Source organism: Vibrio sp. Isolate22 (genome assembly GCF_022398115.1).
Classification (GTDB): Bacteria; Pseudomonadota; Gammaproteobacteria; order Enterobacterales; family Vibrionaceae; genus Vibrio.
In genome coordinates this window covers 100,209-115,546 of sequence record NZ_JAKEUW010000006.1, presented here as the reverse complement: position 1 = coordinate 115,546, position 15,338 = coordinate 100,209, and the positions used below count along the sequence as shown (strand labels likewise).

At 42.9% G+C, this 15,338-nt stretch carries 13 protein-coding genes; 9 read left to right on the top strand and 4 right to left on the bottom strand.

Going from position 1 to position 15,338, the window contains the following annotated elements:
• Positions 1-55: 55 nt before the first annotated feature.
• Positions 56-574 carry a hypothetical protein gene (locus L1D55_RS06030; RefSeq protein ID WP_239916855.1) on the top strand — a complete coding sequence of 173 codons (519 nt, stop codon included), beginning with the start codon at positions 56-58 and terminating at the stop codon, positions 572-574.
• 134 nt (positions 575-708) lie between these two features.
• Complete coding sequence (locus L1D55_RS06025; RefSeq protein ID WP_239916854.1) at positions 709-1,290, top strand: recombinase family protein; 582 nt, start codon at positions 709-711, stop codon at positions 1,288-1,290.
• A gap of 180 nt (positions 1,291-1,470) precedes the next feature.
• Here L1D55_RS06025 and L1D55_RS06020 read toward each other — a convergent pair whose 3' ends face one another.
• Together L1D55_RS06020 and L1D55_RS06015 are read right to left on the bottom strand one after the other, a co-directional pair.
• A complete protein-coding gene (locus L1D55_RS06020; RefSeq protein ID WP_239916853.1) occupies positions 1,471-1,809 on the bottom strand; it encodes a hypothetical protein in 339 nt (112 codons plus the stop codon).
• Positions 1,810-1,813: 4 nt separating this feature from the next.
• Positions 1,814-2,578: a PD-(D/E)XK nuclease superfamily protein gene (locus L1D55_RS06015; RefSeq protein ID WP_239916852.1), complete on the bottom strand. Its 765-nt coding sequence runs from the start codon at positions 2,576-2,578 to the stop codon at positions 1,814-1,816.
• A 153-nt stretch (positions 2,579-2,731) separates the two neighbouring features.
• Between L1D55_RS06015 and L1D55_RS06010 the strand changes: the two genes are divergently transcribed.
• From L1D55_RS06010 to L1D55_RS05980, 7 genes are read left to right on the top strand one after another with little or no spacing between them, the layout of a single operon-like run.
• A complete protein-coding gene (locus tag L1D55_RS06010) occupies positions 2,732-3,322 on the top strand; it encodes a restriction endonuclease subunit S (RefSeq protein ID WP_239916851.1) in 591 nt (196 codons plus the stop codon).
• A 12-nt stretch (positions 3,323-3,334) separates the two neighbouring features.
• A complete protein-coding gene (locus L1D55_RS06005; RefSeq protein ID WP_239916850.1) occupies positions 3,335-4,852 on the top strand; it encodes a type I restriction-modification system subunit M in 1,518 nt (505 codons plus the stop codon).
• Positions 4,853-4,892: 40 nt separating this feature from the next.
• Positions 4,893-6,098 (top strand): restriction endonuclease subunit S, encoded by a 1,206-nt coding sequence (locus L1D55_RS06000; protein ID WP_239916849.1) that lies wholly within the window; start codon positions 4,893-4,895, stop codon positions 6,096-6,098.
• Positions 6,092-7,387, top strand: coding sequence for an ATP-binding protein (locus tag L1D55_RS05995; protein WP_123326515.1), 1,296 nt, complete (start codon positions 6,092-6,094; stop codon positions 7,385-7,387). Before L1D55_RS06000 ends, L1D55_RS05995 begins: the two co-directional genes overlap by 7 nt.
• The gene (locus tag L1D55_RS05990; protein ID WP_239916848.1) at positions 7,384-7,869 is read left to right on the top strand and encodes a hypothetical protein; all 486 of its coding nucleotides are present in this window, start codon (positions 7,384-7,386) and stop codon (positions 7,867-7,869) included. Before L1D55_RS05995 ends, L1D55_RS05990 begins: the two co-directional genes overlap by 4 nt.
• Positions 7,870-7,873: 4 nt before the next feature.
• Positions 7,874-11,155, top strand: a complete 3,282-nt coding sequence (locus tag L1D55_RS05985) for an HsdR family type I site-specific deoxyribonuclease (protein ID WP_239916847.1) — start codon at positions 7,874-7,876, stop codon at positions 11,153-11,155.
• On the top strand, positions 11,155-11,931 hold the full coding sequence (locus L1D55_RS05980) for a SprT family zinc-dependent metalloprotease (protein ID WP_239916846.1): 777 nt from the start codon (positions 11,155-11,157) through the stop codon (positions 11,929-11,931). Before L1D55_RS05985 ends, L1D55_RS05980 begins: the two co-directional genes overlap by 1 nt.
• 522 nt (positions 11,932-12,453) lie before the next feature.
• Here the strand turns inward: L1D55_RS05980 and L1D55_RS05975 are convergent.
• Positions 12,454-14,826, bottom strand: coding sequence for a DEAD/DEAH box helicase family protein (locus L1D55_RS05975; protein WP_239916845.1), 2,373 nt, complete (start codon positions 14,824-14,826; stop codon positions 12,454-12,456).
• Between the two features lie 114 nt (positions 14,827-14,940).
• Positions 14,941-15,210 (bottom strand): AlpA family phage regulatory protein, encoded by a 270-nt coding sequence (locus L1D55_RS05970; protein ID WP_239916844.1) that lies wholly within the window; start codon positions 15,208-15,210, stop codon positions 14,941-14,943.
• Between the last annotated feature and the right edge of the window lie 128 nt (positions 15,211-15,338).

Genomic DNA, 15,338 nt, shown 5'->3' with positions numbered 1-15,338 from the left:
TATAAAGTCTGTAATCACAGGCCAAAATTGTGTTGATCAGAAAATGAAGAGAGCAATGAATGTTGATGAGCGGAATAACCAGAGAGCGAAGGAGTTATTACAGTCTTTGGATTGGCTTCCGTCAAACCTGATTGTAGGAGGGTTGAAGCGCAAAGCGCTTAGTCTGGCGAGCGAAGGTGATATCCTATTTTTAAAGGATCAGTTTGATTCGCAAGGTAACATTCATGATGCATTGCTAAGTATTTTACCTGTACTCAAACAGCATGGTGATCTCTTTGTTATTGATTGGTTGTATAGAGAAAAACAAGTATTGATCACGCGAGCAAGAGCAACATGCGAAGAGTTTCAGCAGGCACTAGAAAGGGGCATTGTAAATGTGGAACTCGACATCGCAGAAATAGAATTCACTCAGAGTGATTATGTTACTGCAAAACCGATGGATCTCTTGCTCAATAACAAACCAGACTTGTTTGAAGTTTTCTTTGAAGATTGGTACCTCAATGACACTAGGAAAATCCCTACCATAGAGATCGATTGGTTTAAGGTCTGGCTGGATTCTCAATCAGATCGGTAGTACAAGGCTAGTATCAATAAACATCCATTATGTGACACCAGTAAAGATACACCCAGAGTGGTATCATAAATATAGCTATTCAGTTCATGATACCAATGCTACAATGATACTAGACTTTATGATACTGGAATAAAATGACTGGAAGAACCTTCGCTTACTGTCGTGTATCAACGACGGAACAAACAACCGAAAACCAAATCTTAGCCATTCGCAATGCTGGCTATGACGTGATTGATTCTCGTGTAATCAGCGAAACTGTGTCTGGCAGCACGAAGGCCATAGACAGAGAGCAATTTTCGAATCTAATCGAACACAAGATAGAAGCTGGTGATACCTTAGTCGTTTTAAAACTTGATCGACTTGGCAGGGATAACATCGATGTACAGCAAACTATCAGCCAGCTAACCCATAAGGGGATCCGTGTCATTTGCTTAGACCTACCCGTATCTGACCTGAGTTCATCTGAAGGGAAGCTCATGCTTCAGATGTTTTCAGCGTTTGCCGAATTTGAAAGGAACCGTATAAGAGAACGGACACAAGAAGGGTTAGCCAGAGCTAAAGCTGAAGGAAAAAGATTAGGTAGACCCAAGGCCACTAAAACAACCAGACGAGTGCTAGAGTGTAAAGAAGCTGGAATGTCGCAGAGTAAAGCTGCTATACATTTGAACTTAGGAATAGCGACTATTAAGCGTCACTGGAACAAAGCAACAAGTTAAGCTGGGCCTTCTTTTAATCGCCTATCATGCCCAGCCGTATACGGCTGAAATTATCCGAGCTTGTACACATGAAGTTTCCTCTATCAAATTGACAAATGGCACCTCAGCTATAAACAAATTCGATTTGTTTTGCCGAAGGCAAGCCATCAATGTGACGGCTTCTGCCAACGGATACTGTGGTTACTCAGCCATGAGTTTGCTGTATTGGTGAGAATAATAGGAATCATCACTACGGCAGCTTTCGCACTGCAAGCACTCAATGTCATCTGCTAATTCAATGGCTTCTAGCAACTCATTACCTTCTAACTCGGTACTACAGTTATTATGGTAACCGCCTGGATCAGTTGAACCAGAACAGTGTTGTGAAAGCCATGGTAATAGAACATGCTTTCGAGCATCACTAAGGCGATCAAAGCTTGTATCAATAGCTAACTGTGCAATTCCCCCGACCTTTTGCTCTTCATTATCAAACGCGCCACGCTCCAAAAGAGCTTCCAAAACTTTTTCTGTAACTGTCATAAATTTAAATCTCCTTATTCAGGTTTATACATTTAGTGATACCTGCTCGTAAGTCACGTAACTCGTTCAAATACGGCAGATAATCACGGCTTCGAACACCATTCATTGCTAAGAAATTGTGAAAGTCTCGTTGGCAATCAAGGTATTCACTAAAGTACACTCCACATTGTTCATTGCCGCTAATAGCTTGGTTAAATCGCTTACGACTGTATGACTCAAGCATTTTCAATCCAGGATGATGCGCTTGGAATAGCTCTGAGCCTTGTTCTAGGCTTTCTGAATTCAGATCCAACTGGTACTGGTTATTCACGTTGTCTAGAAAGCTGTCAAAGTCCATTACTATCAAACGTTCACCTGAATTTAGTGCTTTGTCGTACATGAACTCCAAAGCTCCACGTTTAATGTTCTTTTGTGGGTCTTCGTAAACAAATAGAGTGGCTTCAGCATCACTAATCAATGCGTTCTCATAAACCAACGGGTATTTCTCGTCAGTTGTGCCCGAATCTTCTTGATACTTACATTCGATGTTTAGTGAGCTAAATAATCGAGTTTTAGTGATCTTGTTCCCCTGATAATCCAGCGTTTCAAACGTTAAAGTGATGTTCTCAGCTCTGAACTCCATCTTAGTTTTGTGCTTAGTTGAATAGGCACTGTAGATAGATGGATATGGAATATCTTTGATGACATTCACACCAGGCAGTTGCTTGAGTACTGCAAAGATCTTTGACTCAAATGCTTTACCGTTTTGCACTGCTTTCTGTCCACTCATAATTTTTGCTCCATTCGTTTACTGCAAATAATCCTATGATCAGTTCAAAAGTTCGTCAAGATATTTTTTGCAGTTTTTAAATTCTGCATTTTTTCTTGACCTATCAAGTGAAGTAAAACACAATGAATACAACTTAGAATTTGAGGTATTGGAATGAAGCAACGTCTAGCAGAAATTGCTGATATTCAAGCTGGCTATCCGTTTAGAGGGTCAATTAAGCACGATAAGAATGGCTCTGTGCGGGTTGTACAGGCTAAGGATATCAGTGACCTTGGCGAGCTACTGCTCAGTGATTTGGTTCAAACTGAACCAACAGGAAAGAAACAGCCAACATGGCTCCAAGACGGTGATGTACTGTTCATAGCTAAGGGTATGCGCAATTTCGCAGCTCACGTATCTGGAGATTTAGAGCACGTAACCTGTTCTCCCAGCTTATTTCAAATACGTATCAAATCATCATTCAGAGAGTCAGTGAATTCTCTGTTTATCGCTTGGCAGCTCAACCAGAAGCCTGTACAGCAGTACCTTCGAAAAAGTGCAGAGGGCAGCACACAAATCAACATACGTAAACCTGTGTTAGGTGATGTAGAGCTTGCTATCCCCGATATTGCTCAACAAAACACGATAGCCAAGCTCTATGAGGCCAGCATCAAAGAAAATGCCCTACTTCATAAACTTATTAATAACCGTCAGCAGCAATTAAATGCTATTGCTACTGACTTAATCCAAAATTCGAATAAATAAAGGCTAGAGACCATGCCACACACACCAATAAATCAAGATGAAATCAATAAAGCAGTCTGGTCTGCTTGCGACACGTTCCGAGGCACAGTAGATCCATCTATCTATAAAGACTTCATTCTGACTATGCTGTTTTTGAAATACATCTCTGATGTCCACCAAGACAAGTACGACGAGCTAAAAGCAGAGTACGGCGATGAGCCTGAGCTAATCGCAGAGATGATGGGCACCCAATCATTTCAAATCCCAACAGGTTCAACTTTCTGGGACTTATACGAATCTCGTCATGAGGCAGGTAACGGCTCTCGTATCGACCAAGCACTTCATGCGATTGAAGAAGCTAACGGCACCAAATTAAAGAACGTCTTCCAAGACATCAGCTTTAACACCGACAAACTCGGTGATGAAAAGCAGAAAAACGATATCCTACGTCACCTATTAGAAGACTTTGGCAAAGATACTCTAAACCTGCGTCCAAGCCGCGTCGGTTCTCTGGACGTGATTGGTAACGCCTACGAGTACCTCATCAAACACTTCGCTGCTGGCAGCGGCAAATCTGCGGGTGAGTTCTATACCCCACCAGAGGTATCTGATCTGCTCTCGATTATCTTAGAGCCACAACAGGGCGATAGCATCTGTGACCCTGCATGTGGTTCAGGCTCACTATTGATGAAATGTGGTAAGCAAGTACAAAACAACTTTGCAGGCTCTAAGCAATACGCACTGTTCGGCCAAGAAGCGATTGGTTCTACTTGGTCACTGGCTAAGATGAACATGTTCCTGCACGGTGAAGATAACCACCGCATTGAATGGGGCGATACCATTCGTAACCCTAAGCTTCAAGACAAAGAAGGCGGACTGCTGCACTTTGATGTAGTAACAGCGAACCCTCCGTTCTCTCTTGATAAATGGGGCTTTGAAGATGCTGGTAACGACCACTTTGGCCGCTTCCGCCGTGGTATTCCACCAAAAACCAAAGGTGACTATGCGTTTATCTCACACATGATTGAGACGCTTAAGCCGCAAACTGGCCGCATGGGTGTGGTTGTGCCTCACGGTGTGCTATTCCGAGCATCATCAGAGGGTAAAATCCGTAAACAGCTTATCGATGAAAACCTGCTAGATGCAGTGATTGGCCTACCTGAGAAGTTGTTCTTTGGTACAGGTATCCCTGCTGCAATCCTTATCTTCAAAAAACAGAAAGATGATAACAAGGTACTGTTTATTGATGCGTCTCGTGAGTTTAAATCTGGTAAGAACCAAAACCAGCTTACGCCAGAGAACATTCAGAAGATTGTCGATACCTACAAGGCGCGTGAAACAACCGATAAATACTCGTACCTAGCTACGCTAGAAGAGATTGCTGAGAACGACTACAACCTCAACATCCCTCGTTATGTGGATACCTTTGAGGAAGAAGAAGAGATCGATCTAGTCGCGGTACGTACTGAGCGCCTGACTCTACAAAATGAGTTAGCTGAGCTTGAAGCAGAGATGGCAGGTTACCTAAAGGAGTTGGGTTATGGTGCCTAATCAAATCTCAAAGCTAGATCTCATACAAGCTCGGATCGATGTGATTCCATCTGATTGGCAGTTATGTAAAGTAGCTGAAGCTCTTAACATTCGTAACAATTTACGAAAGCCAATCAGCCAAGAGGTTCGAGAAACAATCAAAGGGGATTACCCTTATTATGGGCCAACTAGGGTTCAAGGATATATCTCTGAGTATGAACAAGATGGTACATATGCCTTAATTGGAGAAGATGGCGACCATTTTTTGAAGTACGCAACTATGCCTCAAACACAGTATATTTCTGGAAAATGTACAGTTAACAACCATGCTCACATATTAGAAAGCTCAGAAATTTGTGATGCCCAATGGTTTTTCAACTACTTCAAACACCGAGACATCACTAATTTCCTATCAAGACAAGGGGCTGGACGTTTTAAGCTAAATAAAGCCACATTAGAGAAATTGCCGATGTTGGTGCCCCCGCTCCCAGAACAACGCAAAATCGCCAAAATTCTCTCAACATGGGACAAAGCGATTGCCACTACAGAAAAGCTAATTGAAGCCAGCAAGCAGCAGAAAAAATCCCTGATGCAGCAGCTTTTGACGGGTAAGAAGCGTTTGGTGAATCCTGAAACGGGTAAGGCGTTTGAGGGGGAGTGGGAGCGTCACTCTATGTCCGACCTAGTATTTATCGATAGAAAGTCTCTTGGCAAAAAAACACCAGATGATTTTGAATTTCAATACATTTCATTGTCTGATGTCGCTGTTGGTTCTATTTCAAACGAGCTGGAAGTACATAAGTTTGCAAGTGCCCCATCTCGTGCGCGACGAGTCATACAAGAAGGCGATATCTTACTCTCTACTGTTCGCCCTAACTTAAAAGGGTTTGCCAAGGTATCTGGAAAGCATGCCGATTGCATAGCTTCAACTGGTTTTTCTGTACTGACCCCTAAAAAGCGTGTAAGTGGGGATTACATTTATCAATATATTTTTAGCTCTCATGTAACTGGTCAGATTGACAGCTTGGTTGTGGGTTCCAACTATCCTGCGATCAATTCATCTGATGTTGCTGGTTTAAAAGTGTATTGTCCGACTTACGAAGAGCAACAAAAAATCGCCTCCGCCCTCACGACTGCCGATAAAGAAATCGAAGTGCTTGTAGCTAAGCTTGCTCACTTTAAACAAGAGAAAAAGGCACTGATGCAACAGTTGTTGACGGGTAAGCGCCGCGTGAAGATTGAACACATGGAGCAAGCAATATGCTGACCAAAATTCAGATAAAAAAATTTAAAAGCTACCAAGATCAGGAGCTTCACCTTTCTCCTTTGACTTTAATGATTGGTGCAAACGCATCAGGTAAAAGTAACGCACTAGAAGCATTTCGCTTTCTTGCCTGGCTAGCCCAAGGTCAAAAACTGTCAGTATTAAAACACCGAGTGGATGACTCAGAGCAAATTTTGCGTGGTCAAGTAAGAGATCTAGGTTATTTAGGCTCAAGTATTTTCTCTTTGGGGTGCTCTACAGACGACACAAACTGGAACAGTTTCGATATCGACATTTCTCTGCGTGATAGTGAATTACATATTTCGCAAGAAACAATCACATCTCCTACAGAGGGGTTTCCACTGTATAAAATAGTGCAGCCGTCTTCTGGGCTGGGAACAGATGTACGTGTCGCATATAACAACTTTAAACCAGGTGGAAGAAAACCGCAGATTAGTTGTACTGATCAAATCGCAATACTCAATCAGTTAGCTTCCTCAGCAATGTTTGAAAAAGGGCATAAAAAAGCGCAACAGGAAATTCCAAAGACAACTGATAAATTTCAAATGTTGCTGGCCAATACTCTTTTTCTTGACCCTGTTCCTTCATTAATGCGTGATGATAGCCACCCAGATGCTCAACTAAGAGGGGACTGCAAAAATCTTTCTGGAGTTTTGTATCGTCTTTGTCAAGAACCTGAAGCCAAGATGCAAATTGTTGATTTTGTTAGAAGCCTACCAGAACAGAATATAACAGATCTAGATTTCCAAGAAGGTTTTAGAGGCTCCCGCTTGGTTGAGTTAGTCGAGAACTTTGGTGGTCAGGAAAGACGTTGGGCCGCAGATGTCTTGTCTGATGGAACGCTGCGTGTTTTAGCCATTGCTGCTGCTTTGATGTCTGCCCCAGAAGGCTCAACTGTTGTTATTGAAGAGGTGGATAATGGTGTGCACCCTTCTCGCGCAAAACAGCTTCTTGCAACAATGCGTCAGCAAGCAGAGAAACGTAATGTTCGGCTTTTACTATCGACGCATAACCCAGCTCTTATGGATGCTTTACCAGACTCAGCACTTGGTGATGTAGTTTTCTGTTACCGAAGTCAAGTTACAGGTGATAGCCAACTGATTCGTTTTTCCGACCTTGACGACTACCCTGGTCTTGTTTCTCAAGGGCCTCTTGGCGAACTCGTTACGAACGGTATCGTTGACCGATTCGTTAAATCCCCTGTAAACGCCAAGCAGAAAAAACAAAACGCATTAGATTGGTTGGCTAAAATTCGAGGTAGCGAAGAATGAGTGCTATCTGCATTATCGATACATCTATATTTCTAAACATACTTGATGTACCTAATCGTAATGATCAACGCGAGGGTGTATTTGCGTCTTTTGAGGAGTATATCGAACTAGGAGCAACTTTTATTTTGCCGATGGCAACCATCGTTGAAACAGGTAACCACATAGCACAAAACGGAGATGGGGGAACTCGGCGTAGGGTAGCAAGAAAGTTCTGCGAACAAGTCGAAGCGGCTCTAAAAGATGAAGCACCATATAAAGTTAGTGAATTTCCAAAACCAGCCGAGGTACTTACTTGGTTAGAGCGATTCCCTGATGAAGCTGGTCAGAATAAAGCGCCCGCCAAGCCAAATGAAGGAACAAGCTTCGGAGACTTAAGTATCATTGAAGAGTTCAACAAGTGTGTTCGCAAGTTCTCTATGAGTGAAGTGTTTATATGGTCGCTCGATAGTGATTTAGCAGCCTACCATCAGAAGAGAGATTAGTAATATGATAAAACAATCTCTCCCAAACTTCAGAGAAGAGCAGAGTGCAAAAATTCCCGCATTGACGCTTTTGAGTAACCTTGGCTATACGTTTATCCCACCAAGCGAGTGCTTGGTGAAACGAGGCAACCGAACCGTGGTTATCTTGCCTGATGTGCTGCGAGGTGTGCTGAAACACAAAACCTACACCTTCATGGGTAAGCAGCATAAGTTATCAGAGGCGGCCATCGATAAAATTATTCATGAGCTGGCTAACCCAGCCATGAATGAAGGCTTAAAAGCAGCAAATGAGAAGCTGTACAACGCCCTTACTTATGGCATCAGTGTCACCGAGTTTATCGACGGTAAAAAAGCAAACCCGACCATCGACATCATCGACTGGAGCAGTCCAAGCAACAATAAATACCACTTCACTGAAGAGCTAGAAGTCGACAACGCTCATGGAACAGGTAAACGTATCCCTGATGTGGTTTGCTTTGTGAATGGCTTGCCTTGGGTCGTGGTAGAAGCAAAGCGTCCTGACTCTTCTTCTGAAGGGAAGCCAACGGTATCTGAAGGTATCTCGCAAAACATCCGCAATCAGAAGGTAGATGAGATCCCTCATCTGTTTGCTTACAGCCAACTACTGCTTTCCGTGAATGGTCATGAAGGGTTATACGCCACCTGCGGAACACCTGAAAAATTTTGGGCTAAGTGGAAAGAAGAAGAAATCACCGAAGCTACCTTTGAACGTTTGAAAAACACAGCCCTGCCTCAAGATAAACTGGATCTTATCTTCAACCACCGTCCTGCCAAAGTTCGCGATGAGTACCTGTCTCTTATTGCGGGTGGTGACCTTGTGGTAACCGACCAAGACCGCTTATTGGTATCTTTGTTACGTCATGACCGACTACTGGAAATGACCCAACTCTTCACCTTGTTCGACAAGAAAGCGGGCAAAATCGTTGCTCGTTATCAACAAGTGTTCGGAATCAAAGCCTTGGTTGAACGCGTCACCTCATTCGATGATAAAGGTGCACGTAACGGTGGCGTGATCTGGCACACCACGGGTTCTGGCAAGTCTTTCACTATGGTATTCCTGTCTAAGGCACTTATCTGGCTAAAAGAACTAGCAAAATGTCGCGTAGTCGTTGTTACTGACCGTGTTGACCTAGAAGACCAACTCGCCCGCACCTTCGCCTCTGGCGGTGCTCTATCTGACAAAGATAAAAAGTCTGCAATGGCAACTACAGGCCGCCGCTTAGCAGAGCAAATCGGCAAAGGGAACGAGCGTATTATCTTCTCTATCATTAATAAGTTTGGTACTGCGATTGAATTGCCAGAGTGCTACAACGATAGCCCAGATATTATCGTACTGGTTGATGAAGGTCACCGTAGCCAAAATGGTGAAAACAATATCCGTATGCAACAAGCTTTGCCGAAAGCAGCTTACATCGGATTCACAGGTACACCACTGCTACAAGATGATAAGACCGAAAACAAATTCGGGAAGATTATTCACTCGTATACGATGCAGCAAGCGGTAGAAGATAAAACTGTTACTCCGCTACTGTATGAAGAGCGCATTCCAGATCTCAGCACCAATGACAAAGCCATTGATGCCTGGTTCGACCGTATTACTGATACCCTGTCAGAAAAGCAGCGCACCGACTTGAAGAAAAAGTTCGCTCAGAAAGGCCAGATATACCAAACCGAAGGTCGATTAGAGCTTATTGCTCATGATATTTCTGATCACTTCCAGAACTTTAAGAACCAAGGTCTCAAAGGACAGCTTGCCTGTGACTCTAAAGCCTCTGCCATCCAGTATAAGAAGCTTCTCGACCAAATTGGCAAAGTTACCTCAGTCGTTGCCATGTCAGCACCTGATACGCGTGAAGGGCATGATACCGTTGACGGTGAAAGCAAAGACCTTGTACAGAATTGGTGGACTGAAAACGTCCTAAAATCTGATTTTGGGCAGGATGAGAAAGCCTACACCCAGCATATTATCGATGAATTCAGCAAGGAAGATGGCCCTGACATCATGATTGTGGTGGATAAGCTGCTTACAGGCTTTGATGAGCCGAAAAACACTGTGCTCTACATCGATAAGCCATTAAAACAACACAACCTGATACAGGCGATAGCTCGTGTAAACCGCCTGCACCAGAAAAAGCAGTTTGGTTACCTCATTGATTATCGAGGTATCTTGAAAGAGTTAGACGCATCTATTGCCAGCTATCAAGAACTTGAGGAGCGTATTAAGGGCGGGTTTGACATCGATGACCTAAAAGGTCTCTACCATCGCATGGACACCGAGTATAAGAAGCTTCCTGGCCTCTATAGCGATCTATGGGCTATTTTCGAAAGCGTACAAAATAAGCAAGATGGTCAAGCACTGCGTCAGGTTCTAGCTCCTAAGATAGACACTATCGATGGGCAATTAACCGATACCAACCAGAAGAAGCGTGAAGATTTTTATACGGCTCTTACAGCATTTTCTAACTGCTTGAAAGTTGCTTTGCAATCAGCCACCTACTTCGAAGATAAGAGCTTTGATGATAAGCGTGAACTATACAAAAAAACGCTGAAGTCAATGTCTGAGCTACGAAGACAAGTACGTGAAGATGCGGAAGAGACAGTGGATTACGACGAGTACGCCGAAAATATTCGAACCATGCTTAATAAACATATCGGTGGCGTGGAAATCCAAGAGCCTAAGGGAGCCTATCTTGTTGGTAATATGGGTAAAGACGTTAAACCTGAAGATTTAACGGACGATGAAGCTCGGAATAAGAAAGATGCGATTACTGGTCGCGTGACCAAGATGATTGATCAGGACTTGGCAGATGACCCATACGCCCAAGAGTACTTCTCTAAACTGTTGAAAAAAGCTATCGAGCAAGCTAAAGAGATGTTCGATGCACCCGTTAAGCAATACTTGCTATTCGCCGATTTTGAAGAGCAAGTAAAAGAGCGCAATGTTGAAGGCATGCCAACTGATCGTTTTGCAGAGCTAGATCCAAAGATTAGGCGTCATGTACAGGCTTACTTTGGCCTGTTCTTGAAACACCTTGGGGATATAAATGTCATTAGTGAAAATGAGCGTTTCAACTATGCAATGCAAATTGATGAGGTAGTTACTGCGTCGGTTGCTGAGTTCTCCATTAACCCACAAGAAATCGAGAACCAAATCCGCCGTAAGCTGTTACCTGTTTTGTTTAAAGCTATCGGCATGGATACAGCCAAGGTTATCATCGCTGACGTTATCCAGATTACTCGCCTCGGTGTTGCAGGTCACCATTAATGACATCGGTAAGTTCAAAAGAAGACAACAAGGAAGAATATAGCTTCATCTACGGTGATGACGCTATTTCCTACGAGGTGGTTCGTAAGCCTCACCCAGAAGGCAAGAGACGTAAGATAACGATCAAGGTTCATCCAAACTGTGAAGTGGTAGTGACATCTCCAGAAAACGCTGAACGTGAAAATATCCACCAAGCGGTAATGAAGCGTGCTAAGTGGATCTACGACGCACTTAAAGAGTTTCACAGCCATTTGGAGTACGTACAACCAAAACACTATGTTAGTGGAGAGATGCAGTTTTACCTTGGTCGACGCTATGTACTTAAAATCGTTGAAGATAGAGATGCTTTACCTTCGGTAAAAATGAACCGAGGTAAGCTCCTGGTTACCCTAACACGGTTCAATGATGATAAAAAAGCTATGGTAAGGGCTTTGGTTCGGAACTGGTATCTGGTACGTGCTGAACGCATTTTTCACGAGCGCCTATCCGAGCTACTACCACAAGCAGCATGGGTAAAGGGAATACCCAGCTTTCGTGTTCTTTCCATGGCGAAGCAATGGGGAAGCTGTTCAGCGAAAGGAAATCTGATGCTCAATCCTCACCTAATCAAAGCCCCCAAGGAATGTATAGATTACGTGATACTGCATGAACTTTGTCATATTGCAGAACACAATCACAGTGAACGGTTTTGGCGCTTACTAACAAGCGTGATGCCTCATTGGAAAGAAGTGAAAAGCCGATTGGATGGCATGGCTGAGCTTTATTTAAATGAGTAGGTAGAGTGTAATCCTTGCAGACTACGTGGTTAGCCTGTGTTTCGATTACTGATTCTCAGGCTATGCGGTTAGCCTGTGTTTCGATTACTGATTCTCAGGCTACGCGGTTAGCCTGTGTTTCGATTACTGATTCTCAGGCTACGCGGTTAGCTTGTGTTTCGATTACTGATTCTCAGGCTACGCGGTTAGCCTGTGTTTCGATTACTGTTTCTCAGGCTACGCGGTTAGCCTGTGTTTCGATTACTGTTTCTCAGGCTACGCGGTTAGCCTGGGTTTTGAGTACAGGTTCTCAGGCTACGCGGTTAGCCTGTGTTTCGATTACTGTTTCTCAGGCTACGCGGTTAGCCTGGGTTTTGAGTACAGGTTCTCAGGCTACGCGGTTAGCCTGTGTTTCGATTACTGTTTCTCAGGCTACGCGGTTAGCCTGGGTTTGATTACAGATTCTCAGACTAGCGGCAATGCTCTGTTTATCGAGTTGTGTTTCTTATTTGAATTAAGAATTCTTAAAGTTGCTAAGAAACACTAAGAAGCGGGATTGGTGAATAGCCCTAGCTTTCTTCGAATATAGGTTCGATAATGCATAGCTCTAGGGTCTATTGATATTCGGGCTCTCCTTGTTGTCGGACTAAAACTCCCGAGTTTAAAGCCTAATATCCATAGTGTTTCCCTTATGAAGTGAGTCGCTTTTTTCTGCGAATCTACTTTTCTAATTTTGAGTTTATCGCTGTCAAAGACAATCGCTAAAGACTCTCGCTGTGACAGTACCTTCTCGGAAATTGAGATCATTTCGTCTTGATTTAAAAACACTTTAGGCTTTGCCTGATCGAACAAGTCACCTAAAAGCAGAACTGAATGAAGAAACTGAGCAATATCGACATCCAATTGATTAATTTCATCATCTAGTTTGAGTTCCTCGTTGTCTCGCACCAGAGGTAGTAGCGAAAAAATCCGCCTATTAAACTGGAAGTGAAAGCGAACATCTTCTTCTGTCAATGTTTCAAGGCAATAGTATTGCCTTATAGTGGAACGAATGATTACGGGTTCGAGTTCGCTAGTGATAGTGTTAGTTCTGAGAGCAGTCGAGAGCTTGCTCAGTTGTATGTCTTTTGCTTCGAGAGTTGCTTTAACTAAGCTTTTGAAATATGCCCGAGACTCTTGATGATTACGACGCATAGCGCCAATTAGGTCAGAAGACTTATGGTTTTCTACCTTAGTTTTGAACCCAAGTTGCTCTAGTGTGAAGAAGAGGCTCGCGTCTAACGCTGAATTTAGCCGTTTGGTTCGCGACTCAAAGAGTCTTGCCCATTTAAACCAACTTTGTCTTTTAAGTGGTAAAGGTGAGTCCTCTGTTACGACGTCTTTATTGCTGTTTGTTGCAAAGACGATTTCCCGAGCGCTGCGAAACCGTCTAGCAAAGTTGATTAGTTCTAGCGGGCACAATGTTTTGTCTGCAATAACTGTAATTCGATTAGTGAAATGAGAAGTTATTGAAAAACCAGAAGCTAAACAGGGGGATACAAGGACTGCACGATACTTGTGGATATGGAGATTTGGGTTTGAAAGAAGCTCCTTCTGAGCCTCTAGTCCCTTATTGTCACCGTGAAGAATCAAGACTCCTTTATCCAATGCTGCTTTTTCGCAATACAGTTTCTGATCATTCACGAACCCCAACGCTTTTGCGGTTTGCTTGAGTGTTTTGACTGAATCAAACAAGAATGCTTTGTCCGAAACAAGTCTTTGACTTATCTCATTCGCTAGGTAGTTAGCTTTATCTTTTATGATGGCATGAATGTCCGTGTAAGGGTTTTCGGTGCAATTGAGAACTGTTAGTTTTCCTCTTAACCCTTGAATAAAGCCTAGGCTAACATTTGATAAGTCTGCATCTCCAATGATGACATTTTCTGCGTTTTTGATTGCGTAACATAATGAATTGAAGACTTTGTTACGTTGCATCTGCGGGTTGTCATCGGAGCAAACAACAGATTGGAATACCTTTTCAAATTCATCGATGATCAGTGTGTCGCAGTTCGCTAACTTATCTAAGAACATATCTTTGTAGATACTGTTAATGACAACGCCGAAAGCTTCGCTGCTTTCAACCTCATAAAGGTTATTTGAAGAGTAAGACGTAGCTTGGTTGTCATGGCAAAACTGCTCAACCAAAGCTATCAAGTGAGATACATACACAACTCGTCTTTCTTCGCTTGCATGTTGTGCAAGCGGGCCAAATAAACGTTTTGTCTTTCCTGTGCCAGTCGCGGCTTTAATTGCTAGTGTTGAGCACTTATTTAGTTCATGTTTAAGATCAATTGAGTTTAGCGTTTTGAAGCGCTGGCAACTGAATGACTCGGATATGAGTGAGTGATCATAAACTGTCTTTTTACGCTCCGATATTTCTCGTCTCAACTGTATGAGTAAGTCGTCGAAAATTGGGTGATCGCTCGCAATCAGCTTACCTATGATTTCTTTTGGATCTAATGACATTAGGGGAAATTGATGGCTTAAGTTTTTAGCTATCATTTGAAGGTATTCTTGGCGCGGAGCCAGATTGTACAGTGCTAGTAAATACTCGGTACTTCTTCGTTTTGGGCATAAAGTTATTTTTGATTTGATGTCTAAAACGGGCAGCCGAGTAGTGAAAAAGTTTTTCTGCAAAATATAGATAGCGGTGTTCAAGTGGTTTTGCGAGTCAATAACCACATGGGTAACAGTGCCAACGGAGTCGTGGTAATAGTTTACGACTTTGTCCAGCTCACTATGATTTGATAAGGCGATCAGCCTGGAGTCAACCGATGAGAATTTTATCTCTCTGTTTGATAGCAGCGTAATCTTGTTTGTGTTTTCAGTATTTAAGAGTAGGTGCTCAGATGCCAAGTTTGTTGCGATAGTTGTCATGTCTCAAACTTCTTGTGTTCATTGATGAATAAGAAGTGGGATCTTTTGTTATTTATATATACATAAGAGAAATCCCACTTTTTAGCAGCATGCGATGCATGCTAAGAAAGCGAGTTATGCAGCTAGCGCTGTATAATAAGTCTCTTCAAATAACGATTGACGTCTTTCGACCAGTTCAGAAACAACATATCTCAGGTCTTTGCCAAGAGCCATTGCAGCGATTACGGAGTCGATTTCGTGAGAGAGAAAGCCAACGGAGTTCGCACCTAGGGGGATCGAAGGTGGGAAAGTACCATCATTGATCTTGCGGTGAAGGGTTGCTTTAGAGAATGGAACACGTGCTAGAACGTCATGCTTACGTTCGATCTTGAAGTTGTTGCTCATAGAAAACCTGTATTTTGTGCTTATTAAGCGGTTATTGAAAGTTAGGTTTTTGAAAACTATGAGTACTAATGCTCAGCGAAAATGTTTATATGTGAGCGTCAAAAATGTAATGAGAGGCTGCTTAACGC